This is a genomic window from Aureimonas sp. SA4125 (genome assembly GCF_019973775.1).
Taxonomy (GTDB): Bacteria; Pseudomonadota; Alphaproteobacteria; order Rhizobiales; family Rhizobiaceae; genus Plantimonas.
The window spans coordinates 2,080,086-2,102,464 of sequence record NZ_AP025032.1; the positions used below are offsets into that span (position 1 = coordinate 2,080,086).

The following is a 22,379-nucleotide window of genomic DNA, read 5'->3' on the forward strand; positions in this document are numbered from 1 at the left end:
AGCATGCGCGGTCTCGCCAGGGTCTACCTCGTCGTCATCCTCGTTTTCCTGTATCTGCCGATCGCGGTGATGATCACCATGGGATTCAACGCCTCGCCGCTCTACGCCATGCCGTTCAGCTTCTCGACGGACTGGTATTCGGCGCTTGCCGGCAATAGGAAACTCCTATCGGCGGGCTGGAACAGCGTCTTCATCGCGGCGATTGTCGCCGTCATCGCCACCACCCTCGGCACAATGGCCGCCGTCGCGCTGTCGCGCCGGAGCTTTCGCGGCGTGACGCTCCTGAAGATCCTGCTGCTGCCGCCGATCGCCATTCCCTGGCTGATCACCGGCACGGCCATGCTGGTGTTCTTCTTCTGGACCGGCATCGGCCGCGGCTTCCACGCCATTCTCATCGGCCATGTCGCGCTGGCGATCCCCTATGTCGTCCTTGTCGTCGGCACCGGGCTCGCCACCATCCGGGTCGACCTCGAGGAAGCGGCGATGAGTCTCGGCACGCCGCCGCTCGCGGCCTTCTTCCGCGTCACGCTGCCGCTGCTGACGCCGAGCATCATCGGCGCGGCGCTGTTCGCCTTTGCCGTCTCACTCGACCAGTTCGTCGTCTCCTATTTCCTGGCGACGCCCGGCTCCAGCACACTCCCGGTCGAGATCTATTCGGCGATCCGCAAGGGATTCACGCCGGAGATCAACGCCATCTCGACCATCCTCCTCCTCGGCTCCATGGCCGTCATCCTCGCCTTCGCGATCTTCGCCCGCCCGGGAGCCGCCAGTGACCGCAGTTGATGTCGAGGCCGTGGCCAAGAGCTACGGCGCGACGAGAGTTCTCGACGATATCTCGGTGCATTTTGCCGAGGGATCGTTCACCAGCCTGCTCGGCCCGTCGGGCTCGGGCAAGACGACGCTCCTGCGCATCGTCGCCGGTTTCGTCGCGCCCGACAGGGGGCGCGTGCGCATCGGCGGAGAGGATGTGACCGACGTGCCGGTCTGGGCGCGCAATATCGGCATGGTCTTCCAGTCCTACGCGCTCTTTCCGCACATGAGCGTCGCCGACAACGTCGCCTTCGGCCTCGGCCGCCGCGGCATCAAGGGTGAGGCGGCCCGCCGCGAGGTGGCGCGGGTGCTCGAACTCGTGCGCCTGCCGGAATACGCCAAGCGGATGCCGAAACAGCTCTCCGGCGGCCAGCAGCAGCGCGTCGCGCTCGCCCGCGCCATCGCCACGAAGCCGAGCGTTCTCCTTCTCGACGAGCCGCTGTCGGCCCTCGACCGGCGGCTCCGGCAGGAGATGCAGGTCGAGCTCCTGCGCATCCAGCGCGAGAGCGGCCTCACCACCATCTTCGTCACGCACGACCAGGAGGAGGCGCTGACGCTCTCCGACCGTCTCGCCATTCTCGACCGTGGCCGCATCGTCCAGATCGGCGCCCCGTCGGAAGTGTACGAGAACCCGAAGACGCGCTTTGCCGCGGAATTTCTCGGCGACACGAATTTTCTCGAGGGCATCGCGACGGAGAACGGCATCCGCCTCGGCGGCGGCGAGACCCTGGGCTGTCGCGGGCCATTGCCGGCGCCGGGAACGAGGATCACCGCAGCGATAAGGCCGGAGAAAATCCGGATCGAGGGCGCCAGCGTGTCCGGAATGCCGGAGCCGAGCGTTGCCGACGGGCAGGGCGGGGGTGCCGAGAACCGTGCCCCCGCCATCATCGCCGCCGTCGTCTATTCCGGCGCGGCCCTGACTTATACGGCCGAGGCGCTCGGGCAGAGGTTCACGGTCTTCGCCCAGAACCGCGACGCCCGGAGCCAGGACGTCGGCGCAGCCGTGACGCTGTGCTGGTCGCCCGAACACACCGTGCTCGTCGGGGATGATATCCGATGACCCTTGCACCGATCGGCCCGAACGCCGCGCACCTCGTCGTCGACATGCAGCGCATCTTCGCCGAACGGACGGAGTGGTATTCTCCGACCATGGCAGACGTCCTGCCGGCGATCCTTCGCCTCGCCTCGGCCCGCCCGCGTGAAACGCTCTACAGCCGCTTCACCGTACCCGACCATGCCGGTGCCGCGACGGGCCGCTGGAAGACCTATTACCAGCGCTGGTCGATGTTCACCGGCGAGAGAATGGACCCCGGCCTCGTCGATCTCGTCGAGCCGCTGAAGGCCCTGGCGCTGCCCGGCAATGTCTACGACAAGCCGACCTATTCGCTGTTCGAGACAGAGCCCTTCGTGAAGCGCCTTGCCGCCGACGGCACCGACACGATCATCCTCACGGGCGTAGAGACCGATGTCTGCGTCCTTGCGACGTTGTTTGCCGCCGTCGACCGCGGCTTTCGCGTCGTCGCCGTCTCCGACGCGCTGACGAGTTCGGACGAGGCATCGCACCGGTCGATCATGGATATCCTGCTGCCGCGCATGCCGGAGCAGGTGGATATCGCCGATGCGGATGAGGTGCTGGCGGCGTGGGCCACTGGATAATGCCAATGTCGGCAGCCGACGGCGTCGTGGCGGGTGCTTCCGGCGTATTCCACCCCCGGGGCGACGCGTGGCCGGAAGCGTTCGCGCGGCAGTGCCGGGGAGATTTCAAGCCGGGCTGATTTCTGGCAAGGCTTTGGGTGGCCAGACGGGACGGGAACCGAGGTGCAGGACATTCTGGACGCCTACGCGGCAGCCACCACGCCGGCTTTCATCGCCGCCTATGAATCCTTGTCGACCGAGACGATCTACAAGAACGTCATCGACCTCTTTCCGGCGCATGTTTCCCGAATCGTCGATGTGGGTGCGGGGACAGGCCGGGATGCCGCCTGGTTCGCCGAACGGGGACACAGCGTGCTCGCCATCGAACCTGTGAGCGGCCTTCGCGACGCCGGTCGGCAACTCCATCGCTCCGCTGACATAAGCTGGCTGGACGATCGCTTTCCCGACCTCGCCAAAGCAAGGCTCGAGGACCCCTTCGACCTGGTTCTTCTGGGTGGCGTCTGGCAGCACATTGCGGATGAGGACCGAAAGACCGCCATGCGCAGCATCGCGGCCATGACGCGGCCCGGGGGCCGTCTGATCATGTCGCTCCGCCACGGTCCCGGCGCCGGGGCCCGGCGGGTCATTGCCATTGATCCGGAGTCGACGGTTTCCGACGCAAATGCCTGCGGTCTGCGGGTGCTCCGAAGGTGCGAGACGGGCTCCATCCAGCCGGGAAACCAGGCGTTGGGTGTTCGCTGGACTTGGCTCGCCCTCCAGATGGACGGATAGCCGGTCAGGGATCGTTCGACCCGGTCGGCTCAAGCGGATCCGGCCGGGCCTCATAAGGCCCGTGCTTCCAGGCGGGGTGTGGCAGTGATTCCAGATGGCTCGTATGTTCCGTTCCAGAAGGGCTGGCCGGGATAGTAGCGGTTGGCGGCCGTGTTTCGCACGTGAAGGACAAGATGCGCGTTTCCGCTGATGCCAGTCAGGGGGAAGGCGGCTTCGCCGGCGACGTGACGCCCGACGAAGGTGCCGTTGACGAAGCATTCGGCGGTTTCGCAAAGGCCGGGCAGGGCGAGGGTCCAGGCAAGTCCGGCAGCCAGTTGTGGCAGCACGGCGTCGCAGCGATAGATGCCGGTACCGGCGAGACCGGCAAAGCCCTGGACTTCCCAGCCGCGTGTCACGTCGATGGCGACCGCCGCTTCCCGGCTGCCGCGGATCTGGAAGGTCCAGCCCTCTGCGAGCACCACCGCAGGCGGAGGGGCAAGCGATGTGTCGGGCTTGGGGCGCGCGCGCCGGATCGCCTCGCCATCCCGGACGGAGAGGCAGAACACCTGCTGCGCGCCGACGTCGATTTCGAAACCGCCCCTGCCAGCGTGCACGTCGATGGCGGCAACGGTGCCGGTTTCCGGGTTCCAGCGTCGGACGAGCCCGACCGGCCCGCCCAGCGTGATCGTCACGCGCCGCGTCGTGTCGGCATCGTTGAAGAGGGCAATCTTCCACGCGTCGTCGTCCCGAAGCACGGTGTTCCAGCCAGGGCCTGCGTCGAAGCGGATGTCGGGTTGCGGCCGCGGAAGCGCCGCGACGGCGTCATCGATGGTCGGCTTCGATGCAGTCGGAAGATGCTGGACGGCGGGCAATGCGGCGAGGGCAGCGAAAATCCCCGCGCACTGCGCATCCTCTCCTTCCGCCCGGCTTTGGGACGGCAGGACGCCGGAGGCGAGCAACCGGCCGCCGGCGGCGACGAAGGCGGCGATGTGCTCCGCCGAACCGACCGAGGCGAGGGTGTCGACCGCAGGGAGGATCAGCGTCTCGTAGGTAGCTGATGCCTTCGCACCTGTCGCTGTCGGGAGCCCGGTGGCTGGCGTCTCTCGCCTGGACTCCGCTGTCTTGGACCCCGCTGTGCTCGAGGAGCCCAGCGCGTGACCGAGCCGTTCCAGCCCCGCCTCGTCGATGATGTCGTAGCCGATCCCCGCTTGCGCCAGCGCCTCCGCCCACCAGCCGAAATGGCGTCCGCAGTCGGGAGAGCCTGCGCCGGCGCGGATCGTTTCCAGCGGGTAGAGCAGCGCGACGGGTCGGAGCGGTTTGCCGTCTTCCAGGAAGGCGGAGATGCGCGAGAGCTCGCCAAGGACGCCGGGACAATCTTCCCACCAGGGCTCGAAGTTGAAGCCGGGCGGAAAATCGAAGCGCGGCGAGAGGAAGCGACTTTCGTCGTCCGTTTCGTCGCTGGCGTTGTAGGAATGCAGCACGATCTGTCGCGCGCCGAACAGGAGGTGCCGGATGGCCTGCGCCCGAAACTTCTCCAGCGTCAGCCCCCATTGGCCTGCCAGGCCCGGCAGGCCGGCTTCCCGGCCAGTCGCATATTGCTCGATGGTGCAGCGCTTGCGACCGTTGGCGCGGGCGACGCTGTCGCCGAAGCGTGCCGCGAGTTGCGGGGCGTAGTCGGCAGCGTCGACGGTCGTGTGGCTGCGATAGGCGTCGATGGCGAAGTAGTCGACGCCAGGCATGGAGCGGGGATCGACGCCGCCGATCCCCTCCTGCAGGCCCCAGGCGCCGACATGCGTCAGGAGTTCGTGGCCGGAGAAACCAATGCCGCGCGCCGCCGCCCAACGTGACAACGTGCCGAAGAAGGCCTCGTGCAACTGCAACTGATAGGCGGCGAAGAAGCCGGCGCGCAGGCTCGCTGTCGGTGGTCCGACGTCTTGGGTCAGTGAGAGGAGCTGCAGCGCCAGCGGCGCCTCGCCGCCGAGGAGGGCGGGCAGGCGGTCATCCCACAACGGGCTGTTGCCGAGATCGCCCCGATGCTGGTCCCAGCGGTAGAAGCCGGCATAGGGGTGGTCGAAGAAGAAGCTCTCGGCCGTTCCACCCGCTGCCTCGAGCAAAGGGGCATAGACGACATCGGCAAAACGCTCGGCCGCCTCGGGCATGAGGTAGTTGATCATGCGCGAGGAGCGGCACCGCGCGGCGACGAACACGGTAACCGGCGTGCCCGCGGGGAGACCGGCCTCGACGAGCGCGATCCTGCAGCCCCCATCACCCGCGGCTGAGAGGCGGACGCTGGCCGTCGCATCGGCAAATCCACTATCCTGACCGGACGCGTCAGGCGCACCGGCAGGCCGCGCAGACTTCCCGTCCAACTGATTCTCGACTGCCGGCCCCGATGCGGCGGCGACGATGGTCCACTCGTCCCAGAGCGGCTCTCCGCCCTCATAGACCCAGTGCCGCCCGACATCGCCGAGGAAGTCGTAGAAGGACGAGGCGATGCCGGAGATGTTGAGGGACAGCGCGCCCTCTTCGCCGACCGTGCCGCTCGTCCAGAAGAGATGCCGTTCGCGCAGATGGTCGGCGCCGGCGACGGTGCGCCCGCCGCCATGTCCGGACATCCAGTTGTACTCGTCGTAAACGGTCACCCGCAGGCCAAGGCGCCGCGCTTCCTGGCAGGCGAAGCGGTAGGCGGCGAGAAAGGCGGGCGAGAGATAGTCCTCGATCGGCAGGGCCAGCCGCGGCTGGATCATCATCGTCCCGATGCCCGTCGCCGCCATGTCGGCAAGCTGACGCAGCATCTCCGCTTCGGACGGGATGGCGTGCCAGAACCAGAAGGTCGACGGCTGGAAATCGGCGGAGGGCGCCCGGAACCAGTCCGGCACCTCGAAGTCGGGGGCGACCTCGCTCATGCCGACGGCGCGAAATGCAGGTCGAGCCTGTCGCCACTGGCCGCGGCGGCGAGGTCGACCATCAGCCAGCCGTCAGCGACCCTCGGCGTCACGGTCTTCCCGCCGAGTCGTGCCGACACCAGCGACCGATGAGGGTCGACCGCAACGCGCAGCGTCGCGCCCTGCGCCGCCGTGCCACGCAAGAGAAGAGAAAACATGCCGCGCTCGATGACCAGATGGCTGAGCCGCCCGTGGAACCCGGTCGAAAAGACCGGTGCATCGCCCTTGAGCACTGTCAGCACGCCGTCTTCCACCTCGATCGTGACAGCGCCGATCGGGCTCGCGACCGGACCGAGCCGGACGGGAGCACCGGTATTCGTGATCTCCCAGCCGTTCCACGGACCGACGTCCATGACCTCGGCGACGCCCAGAAGCGGCATCATGGCGCCCCAGGAGTAGAAGGGGTCATTGTCCGGCCGGTCGGTGATCTCGCCCGATGTCGCCGAATAGTTCTCGCCGCACTGGCGCCGGTCCTGCCAGGATTGCTCGAACAAGGCGACGCTCTTCTGCGCCAATACGCTGGCCTCGGCGTCGAAACCGTAGCGGCGCAGGCCCTGCCAGACGAAGAAATTGACGTTCGCCCAGATCCGCCCGCGCCAGTAGACGTTGTCCGCGAACGAAGGGTCGTCGCGCGATACGTTCGCAATGACGAATTCGCCGCCGAAGGTCCGGGGATCGGCCAGATGGGCGAGGAGGCTGGCCGCCTGCTCCGGCGTCGCGGCGCCGCAGAGGAGCGGGTAGAAGCTCGTCGGCCCGACGCTCTGCACAAAGCCGCCGGAACGCTGGCGGTTGGCGAAAAGGCCGCGTGTCTCATCCCAAAGCTCGCTCTGGATTTTGGAGCGCGTATCGGCGGCAAGGACGGCAAATTCGGCAGCGTCCTCGGCATGGCCGAGCTCGCCCGCCATGAGTGCCAGCATCTCGGCATCGAGCGCGAGGGCCGCGTTCAGCCCGACGTCGAGGGTCGACAGCGTGCGCGTGATCGGATCGTAGAACGCCTCGTCATGCGTCGGCGAATTGTCCATGCCGGTCTCGTTGCGGGCGCCGAAATGCGTGCCCTTGTAGAGCCCCGCGCCGACCTCGTCGGTGCCGCAGGAAACGAGGCCGTGCCCGTCCGGGTCGCGATGCTCTCGCCACCATCGCTGGTTGCGCACAAACGTCGCGTAGGCGAGATCGAGCAGCGAGCGATCGCGGCTGCGCAGATACATCGTCCAGGCGATGAAGGCGCCGTTCGGCGGCTGGCTGCGGTCCACCCAGGAATCTCGCGAGGTCAGAAGGCAGGCGATATTGCCCTGCGGCGTCGCGCTCGCCATGGCGACTGCGAGGTTTTCGCGCCCAAGTGCGGGATCGAAAACACCTGTCATCAGTGCGGCATAGGTCTGGTCGTTGAACCAGACCGCGAAGTCGCCGAGATTCCAGATGCGGCTCACGGCGGTGGTACGGCGGTGATTGCGGCGATCATAGAGCGTGTTCCAGCCCATCACGTCGCGGACCGCGTCGAGGGCGCCGGCATGGCGGCCCGTCTGGGTTGCAAGAGGCGGCGGGGCGCTGGGATCGCCGACGGCTCGGCCGGCGTCTGCGACGGCCGCTTCCGCCCGCGCGATCGCCAGTTCCGGCGTATCGGCGACGGCAGCGGCAAAGGCACCGTGCGGCTGCATTTCCAGATTGAAGCGCAAGGCGATGACGGGCGCCGCGGTCGATCGGCTGGCAATGTCGAAATAGCCGTGGGCGTCGTAGTCGGCGACGAGAGCCTCGACGCTCGCATGGCCCGTGACCTGCACGGGGGTCTCGCGCGAGGCGAGCGCGACGCAGCGAGAGCCGATCCGGACCACCGCCGCGCCATCGGTCTGGCTGAACCGCACCTCTTCGCCAGAATCAGTCGAGAGACAGATCGTCACCCAGAAGCGCAGACCCCACTCGGCCCGGTGGAAATCCTTCCAGTTGCCACTGATCGTCCAGGGATCGCGCTTGGCATAGGCGAAGGCGAGGCGCGTGCCGCCGTGCTCGGCCTCGAACTCCACCGCCTCGCCATGGAGGCCGTGCCGGCCGGGGAGGAGGTCCCGCATCATCGCAAGCGTCGTCGCCTTGCCGAGGCTTGCCGCATAGAGAACCGGCGTCACCCGCACGCCGAGCGGCAGGAACACCATTTCCGCCGGGCGATCGCTCCAGGTGTTCCAGGCATCGCCGGCAGGAATGGTCGGGTCGACGAGCATGAGGCGATCCTGGGAAAGGGCGACGGCCGCCGGCGCGACGGAGGTCGCACCGCGCGGTCCTTCCTAGCATGCCGTCGGAAGGACGGAAGGATCCGGTTTGGTCGAATGAGACGGCCAGGATTGTCGGCTGCAAAGCGCGTGCCGAACGCTCCGTCTAGCTTGTCCAGAAGGCCTCGTTCAGGGGGTACCTTGCGATCTCGGCCTTATCGGGATCGAGAAGACGGACATGGGTCTCCTCGCCCTGCTGGTAGCCGAGCCCGGTCAGCGCGGTCCGCAGGCCGCCCTTGGCCGCCGCATCATCGGCGGCGTTGAAGGCCTCGTGGAAGCTGCCCGCGGTCCAGCCGCCGTCCGCGTCGTTCCCGGTTTCGATCACGTATCGTGTCCTCGGCATGGTCATCCTCCCGTTGCGCCGACTCGTTCGAGCGGCCGGCGGATGTTGAAATAGAGCGCTTCTCTCCATTGCCGACAAGACCACGCCAACGCGGCCTTTCATGGTCAGACCCCGTCGGAAACAACTGCTCTGGCTGCTGGTCGAAGCGCCTGACCCGGCTTTGACCCAGGGGAGGTCGACATGGCGGCACCATTCGGAGCCGAATAGGGATCGAAGCGGCATTCGGTAGCAAGAGCCACCAACGGATCGGCCGTTCGACCCAAGCAGACATGCCGGACCCGGATAGGACTTGGGGCAAGTGAACGCCATCCACCTCCACGCGCGTGTCGAGCCCCGCCACCAAGAAGGGCCGCAATGCCTTGCCTTCGCCGAACCCGTCGGCGAATTCGTCGGCAGACGATACTGTCTCCATCGCATGGATGGTCCCGAACTCTGCGCCCTGTGCACGGCGTGCAGCCCGGCAGGTCAGAAGCTCACCTTCATCGTGCACGCGAAAGCTCTCGGGGTCGGCAAAGGTAATCCTCGCGGCCTGGCCGTCGCAATGAAGGTCGGGCCAGAGGTCCCAGTCCGCCGAGCAGCCGCGGCAGGATTACGCCGCGGCCTCCAGTCGTGGGCTCAGAAGAACGCCTGCAGCCCGGTCTGCGCCCGCCCGAGGATCAGCGCGTGGACATCGTGCGTGCCCTCATAGGTGTTGACCGTCTCGAGGTTCTGCGAGTGTCGGATGACGTGGTACTCGCCCATGATGCCGTTGCCGCCATGCATGTCGCGGGCCTGGCGCGCGATGTCGAGGGCCTTGCCGCAGTTGTTGCGCTTGACGAGGCTGATCATCTCCGGGGCCATCTTGCCCTCGTCGAACAGGCGGCCGACGCGCAGGGATCCCTGCAGGCCGAGCGCGATCTCCGTCTGCATGTCGGCGAGCTTCTTCTGGATCAGCTGCGTGGCGGCCAGCGGCCGGCCGAACTGCTTGCGCTCCAGCGTATAGGAGCGGGCGCGGAACCAGCAATCCTCGGCGGCGCCCATCGTGCCCCAGGAAATGCCGTAGCGGGCGCGGTTGAGGCAGCCGAACGGCCCTTTGAGGCCCGACACGTTGGGCAGGAGATTCTCCTCCGGCACGATCACGCCGTCCATGACGATCTCGCCGGTGATCGAGGCGCGCAGCGAGAGCTTGCCGGAAATCTTCGGCGCGGAGAGGCCCGCCATGCCTTTTTCCAGGATGAAGCCGCGGATCTTGTCGTCGTGCTCGGCCGACTTCGCCCAGACGACGAAGACGTCGGCAACGGGAGAATTGGAGATCCACATCTTGGCGCCGGTCAGGCGATAGCCGTCCGCGACCTTCTCCGCCCGCGTCGTCATGCCACCGGGATCCGAGCCCGCATCCGGCTCGGTCAGGCCGAAGCAGCCGATCCATTCGCCCGAGGCGAGTTTCGGCAGATACTTCCTCCGCTGCGCCTCCGAGCCGTAGGCGTAGATCGGATACATCACCAGCGAGGACTGCACCGACATCATCGAGCGGTAGCCGGAGTCGACACGCTCGACGGCGCGCGCAACGAGGCCGTAGGACACGTAGGATGCGGCAGCGCAGCCGTAGTCTTCCGGCAGCGTCACGCCGAGCAGGCCAAGTTCGCCCATCTCGTTGAAGACCGAGCGGTCGAAGCTCTCGTCGCGATAGGCGTCGACGATGCGCGGCCGCAGCTTTTCCTCGGCATAGGCGGCGGCCGACTCGAAGATCATGCGCTCGTCTTCCGAGAGCTGGTCGTCGAGGCGGAACGGATCGGCCCAGTCGAAGGCGGCGTCTGCCTTGGGCTGTGTTGGCACGGCGGAAAAGGACGAGGGGGCTGGACTCGTCGGGGCGGCGGCGGACATGGCGCTCTCCTTGCTGGCGCGGCGGACGGCTGCGTCAGGTCTTCAATGACAGGGACGCAAGCGCTCGGGCAAGCCCCGGCCCGCGTTTTCCGGTTTCGGCAGTCCTTCGTCGGCGTAAGGCGAGCGGACCGCCGGCTCGTTTTCCACGACAGCGGTCGGCTGCCCCGGGGTGCGGGCGAAGGATCGCGGTCCTGCTCATCTGCCCTGCACCTCGTCCCAAATGATGGCGAGGCCCATGGGCCTTCTCAAGGGGCGAGCGATGCGACATAGGCGCGCCAGCCGCCGAACGCCGTCACCTCGGTCGCTCCCGATACCGCCGCGGGTTCGGCGATAAAGCCTGAAACGCAGCTGCCATCGGCCAGCGTCAGCTTGCCGATGCCCAGCGGCTGCGGGATCTCGGCGACGAAACTGCCGAAGCCTGCGGCATCCAGCGACCAGATCTCGACGATCAGGCCGGGACCGGCAAAGCCCGGCTCGCGCACGAGGCCGGGTTTCGCCGGCACCGTTCCGGCGAGGGCGTAGAGGCGGTAGTCGGGCGCGGTGCGGTCCTCGCGCAGGAACCGCGCCTTGCGGCTGGTCAGCTGGTGGTTGAGGGGCATGCCTGTGAGATGCGCGCCGACGACGGCGACGGCGATGCGCCCGGTCTCCGAGGGCGTCGGCAGCGGTGGCGTCGGGAGATCGCGGGCAAGGCCGGCGCCGGTCGCGGCTGCCGCGTGCATCCTGTCGGCAAAGACGGCGAGTGCCTCGTCCGTATCCCCCGGTGCGACCAGCTGGACGCCGAAGGGGAGACCAGCCGACGTGAAGCCGGCGGGAACCGCAATCGCGGCGCAGCCGAAGAAGTTGGCGAAATTAGTGAAGCGACCGAAGCGGGCATTCAGGGCGATGGGATCGGCCAGCATCGCGTCGACCGTCTGGATGTCGGGCGATGTCGGCAGCAGCAGCGCGTCGACCTTGGCCCATTCGGCTTCCGCCTGCCGCCTGTAGGCTGCAAGCTTGTACTGCCCCTCGAAGGCATCGACCGCGGTCATGCCTCTGGCGCCCTCGATGATCCGTCGCACCGTCGGATCCATGGCGTCCGCGTGGATCCCGATGAATTCCTTCACCGCCGCAAATCGCTCGGCCACCCAGGGTCCTTCATAAAGGAGGGCGGCCGCCAGGCGGAACGGGCGATAGTCGAACTCGACGATCTCGGCGCCCAGGGTCTTCGCCCGCTCGATCGCCTCCTCATAGAGCGCGGCATAGGCGTCATTGCCGAAGAACTCGCGCTCCTCCGACCTGAGCACGCCGATCCGGAGCCGTGTCGGCAGGGCGATGTCGTCGAATGTCCGGCTGTATTCGTCGCTCGGATCGAACCCTTCGGCGATCCGGCGAACCGCGATGCCGTCGGCGACGCTCGCCGCGAACACGGTGACGACATCGATGCTGCGGCAGGCCGGCACCACGCCCGTCGTCGGGATCCGCCCGGGCGAGGGCTTGATGCCGACGAGGTTATTGAAGGCCGCCGGCACCCGGCCGGAACCGGCCGTGTCGGTGCCGAGCGCAAAGGCGGCAAGGCCTGACGCCACGGCGACGGCCGAGCCGGAACTGGAACCGCCGGAGACGTAGTCGGCATCGAAGACGGAGCGCGGCGCGCCATAGGGCGAACGGCTGCCGTTCAGGCCCGTGGCGAACTGGTCGAGATTGGTCTTGCCGACGAGGAGCGCGCCGGCTGCCGTCAGCCGCGCGATGACCGTCGCATCACTTGCGGGATCGTAGGCAAAAGCCGGACAGGCGGCCGTCGTCGGCAGGCCGGCGACGTCGATATTGTCCTTGGCAGCGAAAGGTAGCCCCCAGAGCGGCAGCGAACCCGGCTCCGGCGCACGCGCCATCAAGGTGCGCGCCGCCTCCCGCAGGGCCTCCGGGGCAACCGGGGTGATGAAGATCGCCGGATCGCCCGAGCCTACCATGCGCCGGATCACTTCCTCGACCATCGCGAGCGGCGTGCCGCCCGTGGCGTAGAAGGATCGCAGCGCGGCGAAGTCGAGAACGGCGGGCAGGGCGGTCATGTCAAAGCCTCCAGAACGGCAATAATGTCGCCGGCACGCAATTGCCGGCCGGGCTCGGTGCGGATCTCACGGACTCGTCCGCGCTGGAGTGCGGGGACGGCGATCTCCATCTTCATCGACTCCAGAATCGCGACCGTGTCGCCCGCCTCGACGATAGCGCCGTCGGCGACGAGGATCTTCCAGACGCTTCCCGGCACATGCGTCGTCAGCGCCGAGCAACCGGCCGGCAATTCGGCGGGGTCGGGCGCAAAGGCCGCATCGGCGACCGCGTCGTCGATGCCGTCCGCCTTCCAGCGCTGGCGCTCCGCCTCGAAAGCCTCCTGCTGGCGGCGCTTGGCGACCGTGATCGACGCGCCTTCGGTGCCAAGCATCGTCAGATGATCGCGGTAGCGAAACGCCGTTTCCTCGATCCGGATGGGATAGGCCCCATGCGGAAACGCCACGCGCGCCTCGGCCAGTTCCGCCCCGTCGACGGGGTAGAAGCGGATCTGGTCGAAGAAGCGCAGGAGCCAGGGGTTCTCGAACTCCCTCGTTTTCCGCCAGGCGTTCCAGACCTGGAGGGTCCGACCGAACAGCTGGTAGCCGCCCGGACCCTCCATCCCGTAGATGCACATGTAGGCGCCGCCGATGCCCACGGCGTTTTCCGGCGTCCAGGTGCGGGCCGGATTGTATTTCGTCGTCACCAGCCGGTGGCGCGGGTCGAGGGGCGTCGCCACCGGCGCGCCGAGATAGACGTCGCCGAGCCCCATCACGAGATAGCGGGCGTCGAAGATCGTGCGCTTGACGGCTGCCTCGTCCGCAAGGCCGTTGATGCGCCGGATGAACTCGATGTTGTCGGGGCACCAGGGTGCGTTCGGCCTGACGAGCTCCTGATACTTTCGCGCCGCCAGCTGGATGTCGGGATCGTTCCAGGACAGCGGCAGATGGACGATGCGGCTCGGGACCACGATGTCCTCGATCGCCGGCAGCCCCCCTTCGATTTCCGCCAGCGCACCCAGCAGTCTTGCCCGTGAGAGGACCGCGGGGTCGTAATGCACCTGCAGCGAGCGGATGCCCGGCGTCAGGTCTATCACGCCCGCCAGCCGCGCCTCCTGCAAAGCGCGCATCAGCACTTCAGCCCGGAGGCGCAGGCCGATGTCGAGCGACATGGCGCCGTATTCGACGAGGAGGTTTGCGTCGCCCTGGCGCCGGTACACGACGGGGACGGCAGCCCCGTCGTTGCGCGCAAGAACCGCGGAGCCGGCGTCCGGTCGGGCGTGGATGACGGGCCCGGCCACCGGATCGGCCGGGCGGGGGACGGGGTGGAAGCGGACGGCGTCTCCCGGCTTCAGCTGACCGATCTTCCAGAGATCCTCGGCCGCGACCACGGCCGGGCAGACGAAGCCGCCAAGACTCGGCCCGTCCGGCCCGAGAATGATCGGCGTGTCGCCGGTGAAGTCGAGCGCGCCGATGGCATAGGCGTTGTCGTGCAGGTTCGACGGGTGGAGTCCTGCTTCCCCGCCGTCGGCCCGCGCCCATTCGGGTTTTGGCCCGATCAGTCGGACGCCCGTGCGGGCGCTGTTGAAATGCACCTCGTAGGTCGCGGCGAAAAGCGTCGCGATGTCCTCTTCGGTGAAGAAGTCCGGTGCGCCGTGGGGGCCGTAGACCACGGCAAGGGTCCAGGCATGCGAGAGGAGCGGCAATGGCTGCGCTGCCGGCTCGGAAACGTGTGGCCGCCCGCCGAAAGGCAGGATGTCTCCGGGCTTCAGCGTGCCGGTCGCATGGCCGCCGAAACCGCCGAGCGCGAAAGTCGCGCGCGATCCGAGGATTTCTGCGGCATCGAGGCCGCCGCGCACGGCAAGATAGGTCCGCTGTCCCGGCCCCTCGATGCCGCCGAGCACCAGCGTCTCGCCGGCCGACACGAGGACGGGCTCGCCCCAGGCCACCGGGCGATCGGCGATCCGTGCCGCCATCTTGGCGCCGGCGAGCGCCATCGTGGCATCGGCGTGGAAGCGGAGCGTCGGCCCCGACAGGGTCAGTTCCAGCGCGGCCGTCTCCGGCGCATTGCCGACGGCGCGATTGGCGAGGGCGAAGGAGACCGCGTCCATCGGCCCGCTCGGCGGCACGCCGACATGCCAGAGGCCGAGCCGGCCCGGCAGTTCCTGCAGGCTCGTCTGGGCGCCGGGCAGGATCACCTCGATCGCCTCGGGCCGATAGGGGAAATCACCGAGGACCGAGGTCGCGACGGCGCCATCGGCGAACATGTCGCTCCTTGCGATGGCTCTGAGATAGCCGAGATTGGTCTCGATCCCGGCGACCGTCGTCGCCTCCAGCGCCGACCGCAGGGCTGCGATGGCCGCGGGACGATCCGCGCCACGCACGATGATCTTCGCCAGCATCGGATCGTAGAAGGGCGTGACGTCGCTGCCAGTCTCGATCCAGCCGTCGACCCGGACATTCTCGCTCGCCGGCGGAAAATTCACCGCCGTCAGCCGTCCGGCGCTCGGGCGGAAATCCTGCAGCGCGCTCTCGGCATAGAGCCGGACCTCGATCGCCGCGCCCTGGGGTGCGGTCGGCACATGGCCCGCCAGCACGTCCTCGCCGGCGGCCTGCCGGATCATCCATTCGACGAGGTCGATGCCGGTGACCATTTCGGTGACGGGGTGCTCGACCTGGAGCCGCGTGTTCACTTCGAGGAAGGCGAAATCCTCGCGTTCGGCATCGTAGACGAACTCGACCGTGCCGGCGGATGCGTAGGCGACGCTTTCACCAAGTCGTACCGCCGCATCGAGAAGCGCCGCGCGCGTCCCCGCCGAGATGCCGGGCGCGGGCGTTTCCTCGACCACCTTCTGGTGGCGGCGCTGTAGCGAGCAGTCGCGCTCGCCGAGCGCTGTCACCTGGCCTTTGCCGTTGCCGAAGATCTGCACCTCGATGTGGCGGGCGGTGGCGACGAAGCGCTCGAGATAGACGCGCGCGTCGCCGAAACTCGCCTGCGCCATGCGCTGCACATTGGCGAATTTTTCCGACAGGTCGGCCGCATCGCGGCAGACCTGCATGCCGATGCCGCCGCCGCCGGCCGTCGACTTCAAGATCACGGGAAAACCGATTGCCTCGGCCGCTTCCAGCGCTGCGCCGAGATCGGCGAGAAGACCCGAGCCCGGCAGCAGCGGGACGCCCGCCGCCTCGGCCAGGGCCCGCGCCGAATGCTTCAGGCCGAATGCCTCGAGATGCTCAGGCCTGGGGCCGATGAAGGCGATGCCTTCCGCCTCGAGTATCCGGGCGAAGCCGGCATTCTCCGACAGGAAGCCGTAGCCGGGATGCACCGCCTCGGCGCCGGTACGCCTGCACGCGGCGAGGATCTTTTCGATGCAGAGATAGCTTTCCCCTGCAGGCGCAGGACCGATTACCAGATGCTCGTCCGCGTCCAGGACGGCACGGTGAAAACGGTCGGCCTCCGACGCGACGGCGACCGACGAGATGCCCATCTGCCGGAGCGTCCGCGTGATTCTCCCGACGATCTCGCCGCGATTGGCGATGAGGACCTTTCGGAACATGCCTCAGAGACCTTCGGGCGGGAAGATCTGGACGCGGATCGGGGTCGGATCGAAGCCGTTGCAGGGATTGTTGACCTGCGGACAGTTGGAGATGACGCAGAGGACGTCCATCGCCGCCACCATCTCGACCGTGCCGCCGGGTTCCGACAGGCCGTCGGCGATGACGAGATCGCCGGCCGGGTCGATCGGCACGTTCATGAAGAAGTTGATGTTCGGCACGATGTCACGCTTGCTCATGCCTTGGCGCGAGACCTCGAGCAGGAAGTTTTCGCGGCAGGAATGGAGATAGCGTGTCTCCTCGCCGAACCGGGCGGTGTTGGATTCGCAGGAGCAGGCGCCGGCAGACGTGTCGTGCCGGCCGCAGCTATCGGCGGTGATGGTCAGCATGACCCGGCCCTCGTTGGAGAGGAGTTTTGTGCCGGTGCCGAGATAGGCAGCGCCTTGCGCCCGCAGCGTATCCTGCGCGCTGTAGCGCTCGCCAAAGTCGTCGGCGCGGTAGAAGAGCGTATCGACCGCCTGCTGCCCAAAGCTGTCGACAAGGCGCAGCGTCTCGCCTTGGCGCACGATGCCGGACCAGGGAGCGCGCGCGGGAACGACATGGTCGAGGCGGGGCAGGGGTACATGAGAGGGGGAGCCGTCGAAGATCGGGGGCATGCTCTGGTCCTTCAGCCGGCGAGGTAAGTGAGTGTGTTGTCGAAGCCGCGTCTGGCTTCGATCGAGGCGTTGCGGCAGAGATCATCGCGACCGGGCTCGGTGCCCTTGAAGCGGATCGCCTCGACGGGTCCCGGCGCATAGACGGGGGCGGGGTCGAGCGGATGCGGCGCGCAGGAGACGACGAGAAGAAGATCCATTTCGGCCCGGAGGTCGACGAACCCGCCTCGCTGCCGCCCGCCGTTCCGCCATTCCAACGCACCGTCAGCGGTGACCGAGACCGGGGCGAAGAAGGTGACGCAGGGCGCAATGTCACGGCGCGACAGGCCAAGCTTCAGCGCGCCCTGGATGAAGTTGTCGCGGGTATTGCGGAAACTCCCCTCGCCGAACCGCAACAGGGTCGAGGCCGCGGTCGAGCCGCCGGCGAGCGCGTCATGCGCGGCGCTCGTATCCTCGGTGATCGACAGGAGAACGCGGCCCATGTCGGAGAAGATCACGCGTCCCTTGCGAAGGCGCGCCGACCACTGGATCTTCATCGTATCGGCATGGTTCAGCCGCTCCGACGGGTCGGCCGCGTTCCAGGCGAGAAGCGAGGCCGCGGCCGTTCCCTCGACATCGACCAGCCGCAGCGTCTCGCCGCGCTTCAGCCGCAGCGGCGCATACCAGCCGCCGGGGATGGTCTCGCGGCCGACCACGGTCGCGGGATCGATCGGGACTGCGTCCGGCGCCGTCGGGCCGGGCAGGGCCTCCGGGGAAACGCCGGTTCCGGCCGATTTCAGCGCATCATAGCGGCGCCTGTGTTCGGCCGTGGCGGCGCGGGCGTCCTCGGTCTGGGGCATGGGGGGTCCTTCAGGCGGAAAGCGCCGGGTCGTCCCGGCCAGGAGAGAACACCGTCGCCGCGTCGTCGCGGGCCGGGGGAGGCGGTGGCGCCATTGGCGGGACTTCCGTGCCGAGCGGTGCGGCGAGGCGCGGCGGCCAGAGCGCGATGTCGCGGGTGATCGTCGCGCCGTAGCGCTCGCGCTCCTCCGGCCGGTCGCGCGGACGCTCGAAGGCGACCACCCGCGACGCCAGGCCAAAGGCCTCGGACAGGTCGTGCGTCACCATCACGACGGTGAGGTCGGCGCTGTTCCAGATCCGGCGCATCAGGGCGTGGATATCGGCGCGGATGCCCCGGTCGAGGGCGCCGAAGGGCTCGTCGAGGAGAAGGATCTTTGGCCGCTGCATCAGCGCCTGCGCAAGGGCAAGTCGCTGCTGCATGCCGCCCGACAGCTGCGCCGGATATTTATCCTCCTGGCCGCCAAGACCGACCTCGACAAGCAGTGCCATGGCGTCGTCGCGCGCGCGGCGCCGGTCGGCGCCGAACAGCCGGGCGAGGACGCCGCCGGTCTGGAATTCGCGCGCCAACATGACGTTTCCAACCGCCGTCAGGTGCGGAAAGACGGAATAGCGCTGGAAGACGACACCACGGTCCGGACCGGCCTCGGCGGCAAGAGGCCGTCCGTTCAGGAGGATCTCGCCCCGCGTCGGCCTTTCCTGCGAGAGGAGCATGCGCAGGAAGGTGGTCTTGCCGCAGCCGGACGGGCCGACGAGCGCCACGAAGGCGCGGGGCGCGATGTCGAGATCGATGCGCTCGAGGACGACCTGGTCGCCGAACTCCTTCCAGACGTTGCGGATGGAGAGGGTGCCGCTCATCCGGCTCTCCCGGCAAACCAGGGAAAGGCCTTTGCCTGAAGGCGGCGCAGACAGAGATCCATCAGGAAGGCGAGGAGGGTGATCCAGGCGACATACGGCAGGATCACCTCCATCGAGAGGTAGCGACGGACGAGGAAGATGCGGTAGCCGAGCCCCGATTCCGACGCGATGGCCTCGGCCGCGATCAGGAACAGCCAGGCCGGTCCGAGCGACAGGCGCAGCGAATCCAGAAGCCTTGGCAGGACCTGCGGCAGCGTCACCCGGAGGGCGATCTGCCAGCTGCTGCTGCCGAGCGTCTCTGCCTTGATCGTCTGCTCGCGCGGCAGCTCCTCGACGCGGGCGGCAAGGTCGCGGATGAGGAAAGGCGTGATGCCGATGGTGATGAGGGTGATCTTGGCACTCTCGCCAAGACCGAGAAGAATGAAGAGGATCGGCAGCAGCGCCAGTGGCGGCACCATCGACACTACCGCGACGAACGGCGCGAAGGTCGCGCGCGCCAGCGGCAGGAGGCCGAGGACGAGCCCCGTGACGAGGCCGACGATCGTGGCGATGGCGAGCGCCGACAGGAGCCGCTGCAGGCTCGCCAGCGTATCGACCCACATGAGGTAGTCGCCGCTGCGGGCGTCGGGCGTGAACGCCATGCGCTTCACACCGTCGACGAGGTCGGCAAAGGCCGGCAGCAGCTTGTCCGCCGGATTGGCGGCCAGCCGCGCCTCGGAAGCGACGGCATAGACGAGGATGGCGAGGACGAACGGCAGGAGGGCCAGAAACAGCGCGCCCGTCCGGCTTGGTCGCCGGTTGATCCAGCGCAGCCCTTTTGTCCGGCCGGGGGAAGGGCCTGATGGGGCGACAGGAGGGATATAGACCCGTGACATCGGCGGCGGCATTCCCTGACGAGCGTTCAGCAACCGGCAGCGCCGGTCCGTTGGCTTGCGAGGTCTCCCGGGTTTTTGTCCCGCCGTGCGCCGTGCGGATGTCTCCCGCCCGGCGGCAGCTCTCGGACCAGCATCTCTCCCGAGGGACGAGACCGGAACCCTAGCCGCCAACTCAAAACGTCCCACGCAAGGACCGTGCCAGACTGCAGCGGCCTGTCTCCCGGACTGCGCCGCGTGTGACATGGGCCAGCTTGCTCGAATATTAGGCATCTGCACGGTTGCATGCATGGAAATGTGGCCGGACTCATTTCCGGCCGTTGCCGGCGCCGACTGGCGACGCCGGCAAGTTTGCTACAGCTTGCCGTCGGCTGCGGCCTGCATGAAGACCGGGTCAAAGCGCAGCTTGACGTTGGCGGGATCGCCGAGCGTGTCGCCGTTCGCGAGCGCGATACCGACGATGTCGGCCGAAGCGGCACCGGCGCCGAACAGGCCCTTGGCGAAGAGGAACTGGCGAACGGCGTCCATCTTGGCGCTGAGGTCGGCACTGTTGACGAAGTCGAGGCCGGCCTGGGGCGTCGCGAACAGGTTCGTCGCCGAGAGTTGCGACTCGAAACCCTTCTGATCCGTGCCGGAGGAGGCACCCATGGCGGCGCGGGCGGCGGCGCCCTCGGGCGTTTCGGCGGTCATGACTCCCATGGTCTCATACCAGATCCCGGCCAGTGCCTTGCCGAAGGCAGGATTGTCGGCGAGGACCTCGGTCTTGGCCACGGTGAGGTCCATGATCTCGCCCGGGATCTTCGAGGAATCGAAGATCGCCGTGCCATTGCCGGCGGCGACGATCTCGGAGGCCAGCGGGTTCCAGGTGACGACGGTGGAGACATCAGGCGTCGCCGCGGCAGCGACCATGTCGGCATCGGAAGTGTTGACGACGGTGACGTCCCTCGACGTCAGGCCGGCGGTTTCGAGCGCGCGCACGAGAAGATATTCCGAGACCGACAGCTCGACGAGGTTGATCTTCTCGCCCTTCAGGCCGGCCACGTCCTTGGCGTTCTTGGCGATGACCATGTCGTTGCCGTTCGAATAGTCGTTGATCACCACCACGGATGTGTCGACGCCACCAGCCGAGGGAATCGACAGCGCGTCCATGTTGGTAAGGGTCACGGCGTCGTAGTCGGACGCCGTGAACTGGTTGATCGACTCGACGTAGTCATTGAACTGCGTGACCTCGATCGTGATGCCGTACTTGTCGGCCCATTTCTTGACGATACCGGTGTCATCGGCCCAGCCCCAGGGCATCCAGCCGACATAGATCGACCAGCCGAGCTTGAAGGCGGTCTTTTCCGCGGCGATCGCGGCGGTGGGGGCCGTGGCCAGCGCGACAGCCAGAAGGGTCGCGGATACGAGGGATTTGATGCGCATGGAGAGCCTTTCGGGCGACGGTTGGGACAGAGCGACGCACAGCCTTGAGGGCAGCGCGCCCTCCAGCCTGTCGAGGTCTCCCGGGCTTTTCCCCCGCCGTGGACCCGCCTATCGGGGCGGGCGAAAGCTCTCGGTCGCAGACGCCACATGGCCGGAACCCTAGCTTTCAACTCACGTCGATCGAAGCAAGTTCGGTGCCATCTCGCGGAATGCCCGTCCGCCGCATTCCGCGCAGAACCTCGGGGCCACCATCAATTCCGGTGCGCGAGGATGGCCGTCAGATCTCCAGCACGGCGCCGACATCCGCCGCGTCGCGCAGGCCCTTGAACGCGGCATGCCGCAGACGCCCGTCGCTGGTCCAGGCCCGGAATTCGATCTCGGCGACGAGATCGGGACGCGCGAACACCAGCCGATTGCTGGCGTCCGCCGGGAGCGTCGCCGCCGGCGCTGAAATCTCGAGTGTGTCGAGGCGCACCTTCAGCGCGCGCGCCGCGTCCTGGCTGAAGCCTGTCCCGACCGAACCGACGAAGACGAGATCCTTCCCGCGCCGCGCGGCCAAAAGGAGGCTGGCAATGGCGCCGCGCATCGCGGTCGACGGCTCGTAGCCGATCACGGCGAAGCTCTCGCTCCTGACGCACTTGATCTTCACCCAGTCGCCCTGCCGGCCCGAGCGATAGGGGCGGTCGCGGTGCTTGGCGATGATCCCTTCCAGGCCATGCTGGCAGGCGATTTTCAGGAGGGCCGCGCCATCGGCCTCGATCTCCTCCGACAGGCGGACCTCTCCCGTCTGCCCGGAAAGGAGGCTTTCGAGGAGATGCCGGCGTTCCGCCAGGGCCATGCCGGTAAGGTCCATGCCGTCGAGGTAGAGGAGGTCGAAGGCGTAGAGGAGGGCCTCGCCCGCCGCGCGCTTGCCGCTGCGCCCGCCCAGCGCCTGCTGCAGCGCGCCAAAGTCGGAGCGCCCCTCCGCGTCCAGCACCACCGCCTCGCCGTCGAGGATGAGCGTCGAGACGTCGAGCGCTTTCGCTGCCGCCGCGATGCCGGGAAACCGATGCGTCCAGTCATGCCCGCCGCGGGTGAGGATCCGCACGCCCTGCGGCTCGACGTGGACGGCCAGGCGGTACCCGTCCCACTTTACCTCGAAACTCCAGTCGCGTCCGATCGGCGGCTGCGACGCGAGCAGCGCGAGGCAGGGCTCGACACGCGAAGGCATCGGGTCGAGCGGAAGCTGCGGCTGCCGCGGATCGCGCGCCGGCGCCATCGGCCCACGCAGGGCCGTTTCGGTTTCGCGCCGAAGCGGCAGGGATCGCGGAGTGCCGGGGGGACGTCTGGCCATCTCCGCATTGGGCGGCGAAAGGCGTTAATTTCTCGTGGAAACACAGCCAGAGCCTGCCGGACCGGGGGAAATCGCCGCGATCCACCCTCCAGGCCTTCGCCGCGGGGCAGGACGCACGACAACGAGATCTGTCCGGAACCGTCGCTCGAGGAGCGCAGGCCGAAAGACCGTCAGGTGGTCCAGCGGATCGCCGTGTCCATTGCCGT

16 protein-coding genes and 2 riboswitches are annotated in these 22,379 nt (G+C 67.8%); of the genes, 4 read left to right on the plus strand and 12 right to left on the minus strand.

What is annotated here, in order from left to right:
• The first annotated feature begins 3 nt into the window (after positions 1–3).
• From Sa4125_RS09645 to Sa4125_RS09660, 4 genes are all read left to right on the plus strand, one after another.
• The gene (locus tag Sa4125_RS09645) at positions 4–783 is read left to right on the plus strand and encodes an ABC transporter permease (RefSeq protein WP_224006435.1); all 780 of its coding nucleotides are present in this window, start codon (positions 4–6) and stop codon (positions 781–783) included.
• Complete coding sequence (locus Sa4125_RS09650) at positions 770–1,870, plus strand: ABC transporter ATP-binding protein (RefSeq protein ID WP_224006438.1); 1,101 nt, start codon at positions 770–772, stop codon at positions 1,868–1,870. The genes Sa4125_RS09645 and Sa4125_RS09650 overlap by 14 nt, the downstream gene beginning before the upstream one ends.
• Positions 1,867–2,466 (plus strand): isochorismatase family cysteine hydrolase, encoded by a 600-nt coding sequence (locus tag Sa4125_RS09655; protein ID WP_224006441.1) that lies wholly within the window; start codon positions 1,867–1,869, stop codon positions 2,464–2,466. The genes Sa4125_RS09650 and Sa4125_RS09655 overlap by 4 nt, the downstream gene beginning before the upstream one ends.
• A gap of 162 nt (positions 2,467–2,628) precedes the next feature.
• Positions 2,629–3,237: a class I SAM-dependent methyltransferase gene (locus tag Sa4125_RS09660; RefSeq protein WP_224006444.1), complete on the plus strand. Its 609-nt coding sequence runs from the start codon at positions 2,629–2,631 to the stop codon at positions 3,235–3,237.
• A 50-nt stretch (positions 3,238–3,287) separates the two neighbouring features.
• On the opposite strand, the gene Sa4125_RS09665 is transcribed toward Sa4125_RS09660, so the two are convergent.
• The 12 genes from Sa4125_RS09665 to ligD all read right to left on the minus strand — a co-directional run bounded on the left by Sa4125_RS09665 (position 3,288) and on the right by ligD (position 22,098).
• Positions 3,288–6,122, minus strand: coding sequence for a hypothetical protein (locus Sa4125_RS09665; protein WP_224006447.1), 2,835 nt, complete (start codon positions 6,120–6,122; stop codon positions 3,288–3,290).
• Positions 6,119–8,371, minus strand: coding sequence for a trehalase family glycosidase (locus Sa4125_RS09670; protein ID WP_224006450.1), 2,253 nt, complete (start codon positions 8,369–8,371; stop codon positions 6,119–6,121). Before Sa4125_RS09670 ends, Sa4125_RS09665 begins: the two co-directional genes overlap by 4 nt.
• Before the next feature lie 154 nt (positions 8,372–8,525).
• Positions 8,526–8,762, minus strand: a complete 237-nt coding sequence (locus Sa4125_RS09675; protein ID WP_224006453.1) for a hypothetical protein — start codon at positions 8,760–8,762, stop codon at positions 8,526–8,528.
• Positions 8,763–9,377: 615 nt separating this feature from the next.
• Positions 9,378–10,625, minus strand: a complete 1,248-nt coding sequence (locus Sa4125_RS09680) for an acyl-CoA dehydrogenase (RefSeq protein ID WP_224006456.1) — start codon at positions 10,623–10,625, stop codon at positions 9,378–9,380.
• Between the two features lie 245 nt (positions 10,626–10,870).
• The gene (gene atzF / locus Sa4125_RS09685) at positions 10,871–12,670 is read right to left on the minus strand and encodes an allophanate hydrolase (protein WP_224006459.1); all 1,800 of its coding nucleotides are present in this window, start codon (positions 12,668–12,670) and stop codon (positions 10,871–10,873) included.
• A complete protein-coding gene (gene uca / locus Sa4125_RS09690; RefSeq protein WP_224006462.1) occupies positions 12,667–16,203 on the minus strand; it encodes an urea carboxylase in 3,537 nt (1,178 codons plus the stop codon). The genes atzF and uca overlap by 4 nt, the downstream gene beginning before the upstream one ends.
• 3 nt (positions 16,204–16,206) lie before the next feature.
• On the minus strand, positions 16,207–16,857 hold the full coding sequence (locus Sa4125_RS09695) for an urea amidolyase associated protein UAAP2 (protein ID WP_224006465.1): 651 nt from the start codon (positions 16,855–16,857) through the stop codon (positions 16,207–16,209).
• Between the two features lie 11 nt (positions 16,858–16,868).
• Entirely contained in the window at positions 16,869–17,693 is an 825-nt protein-coding gene (locus tag Sa4125_RS09700; protein ID WP_224006468.1) for an urea amidolyase associated protein UAAP1, read from the minus strand.
• 10 nt (positions 17,694–17,703) lie between these two features.
• On the minus strand, positions 17,704–18,546 hold the full coding sequence (locus tag Sa4125_RS09705) for an ATP-binding cassette domain-containing protein (RefSeq protein WP_224006471.1): 843 nt from the start codon (positions 18,544–18,546) through the stop codon (positions 17,704–17,706).
• Entirely contained in the window at positions 18,543–19,358 is an 816-nt protein-coding gene (locus Sa4125_RS09710) for an ABC transporter permease subunit (RefSeq protein WP_224007711.1), read from the minus strand. Before Sa4125_RS09710 ends, Sa4125_RS09705 begins: the two co-directional genes overlap by 4 nt.
• A gap of 125 nt (positions 19,359–19,483) precedes the next feature.
• Positions 19,484–19,596, minus strand: a riboswitch (guanidine-I (ykkC/yxkD leader).
• 176 nt (positions 19,597–19,772) lie between these two features.
• Positions 19,773–20,840: a putative urea ABC transporter substrate-binding protein gene (locus Sa4125_RS09715; RefSeq protein ID WP_224006474.1), complete on the minus strand. Its 1,068-nt coding sequence runs from the start codon at positions 20,838–20,840 to the stop codon at positions 19,773–19,775.
• Positions 20,841–20,915: 75 nt separating this feature from the next.
• Positions 20,916–21,014, minus strand: a riboswitch (guanidine-I (ykkC/yxkD leader).
• A gap of 103 nt (positions 21,015–21,117) precedes the next feature.
• The gene (gene ligD / locus Sa4125_RS09720) at positions 21,118–22,098 is read right to left on the minus strand and encodes a non-homologous end-joining DNA ligase (RefSeq protein WP_224007713.1); all 981 of its coding nucleotides are present in this window, start codon (positions 22,096–22,098) and stop codon (positions 21,118–21,120) included.
• Between the last annotated feature and the right edge of the window lie 281 nt (positions 22,099–22,379).

Excerpts from the sequence above, each read along its gene's own strand:
- Sa4125_RS09665 (WP_224006447.1), bottom strand. The coding sequence starts at position 6,122 with ATGAGCGAGGTCGCCCCCGACTTCGAGGTGCCGGACTGGTTCCGGGCG.
- Sa4125_RS09645 (WP_224006435.1), top strand. The coding sequence starts at position 4 with ATGCGCGGTCTCGCCAGGGTCTACCTCGTCGTCATCCTCGTTTTCCTG.
- Sa4125_RS09705 (WP_224006471.1), bottom strand. The coding sequence starts at position 18,546 with ATGAGCGGCACCCTCTCCATCCGCAACGTCTGGAAGGAGTTCGGCGAC.
- uca (WP_224006462.1), bottom strand. The coding sequence starts at position 16,203 with ATGTTCCGAAAGGTCCTCATCGCCAATCGCGGCGAGATCGTCGGGAGA.
- Sa4125_RS09675 (WP_224006453.1), bottom strand. The coding sequence starts at position 8,762 with ATGCCGAGGACACGATACGTGATCGAAACCGGGAACGACGCGGACGGC.
- Sa4125_RS09700 (WP_224006468.1), bottom strand. The coding sequence starts at position 17,693 with ATGCCCCAGACCGAGGACGCCCGCGCCGCCACGGCCGAACACAGGCGC.
- Sa4125_RS09695 (WP_224006465.1), bottom strand. The coding sequence starts at position 16,857 with ATGCCCCCGATCTTCGACGGCTCCCCCTCTCATGTACCCCTGCCCCGC.
- atzF (WP_224006459.1), bottom strand. The coding sequence starts at position 12,670 with ATGACCGCCCTGCCCGCCGTTCTCGACTTCGCCGCGCTGCGATCCTTC.
- ligD (WP_224007713.1), bottom strand. The coding sequence starts at position 22,098 with ATGGCGCCGGCGCGCGATCCGCGGCAGCCGCAGCTTCCGCTCGACCCG.
- Sa4125_RS09715 (WP_224006474.1), bottom strand. The coding sequence starts at position 20,840 with ATGCGCATCAAATCCCTCGTATCCGCGACCCTTCTGGCTGTCGCGCTG.
- Sa4125_RS09655 (WP_224006441.1), top strand. The coding sequence starts at position 1,867 with ATGACCCTTGCACCGATCGGCCCGAACGCCGCGCACCTCGTCGTCGAC.
- Sa4125_RS09670 (WP_224006450.1), bottom strand. The coding sequence starts at position 8,371 with ATGCTCGTCGACCCGACCATTCCTGCCGGCGATGCCTGGAACACCTGG.
- Sa4125_RS09680 (WP_224006456.1), bottom strand. The coding sequence starts at position 10,625 with ATGTCCGCCGCCGCCCCGACGAGTCCAGCCCCCTCGTCCTTTTCCGCC.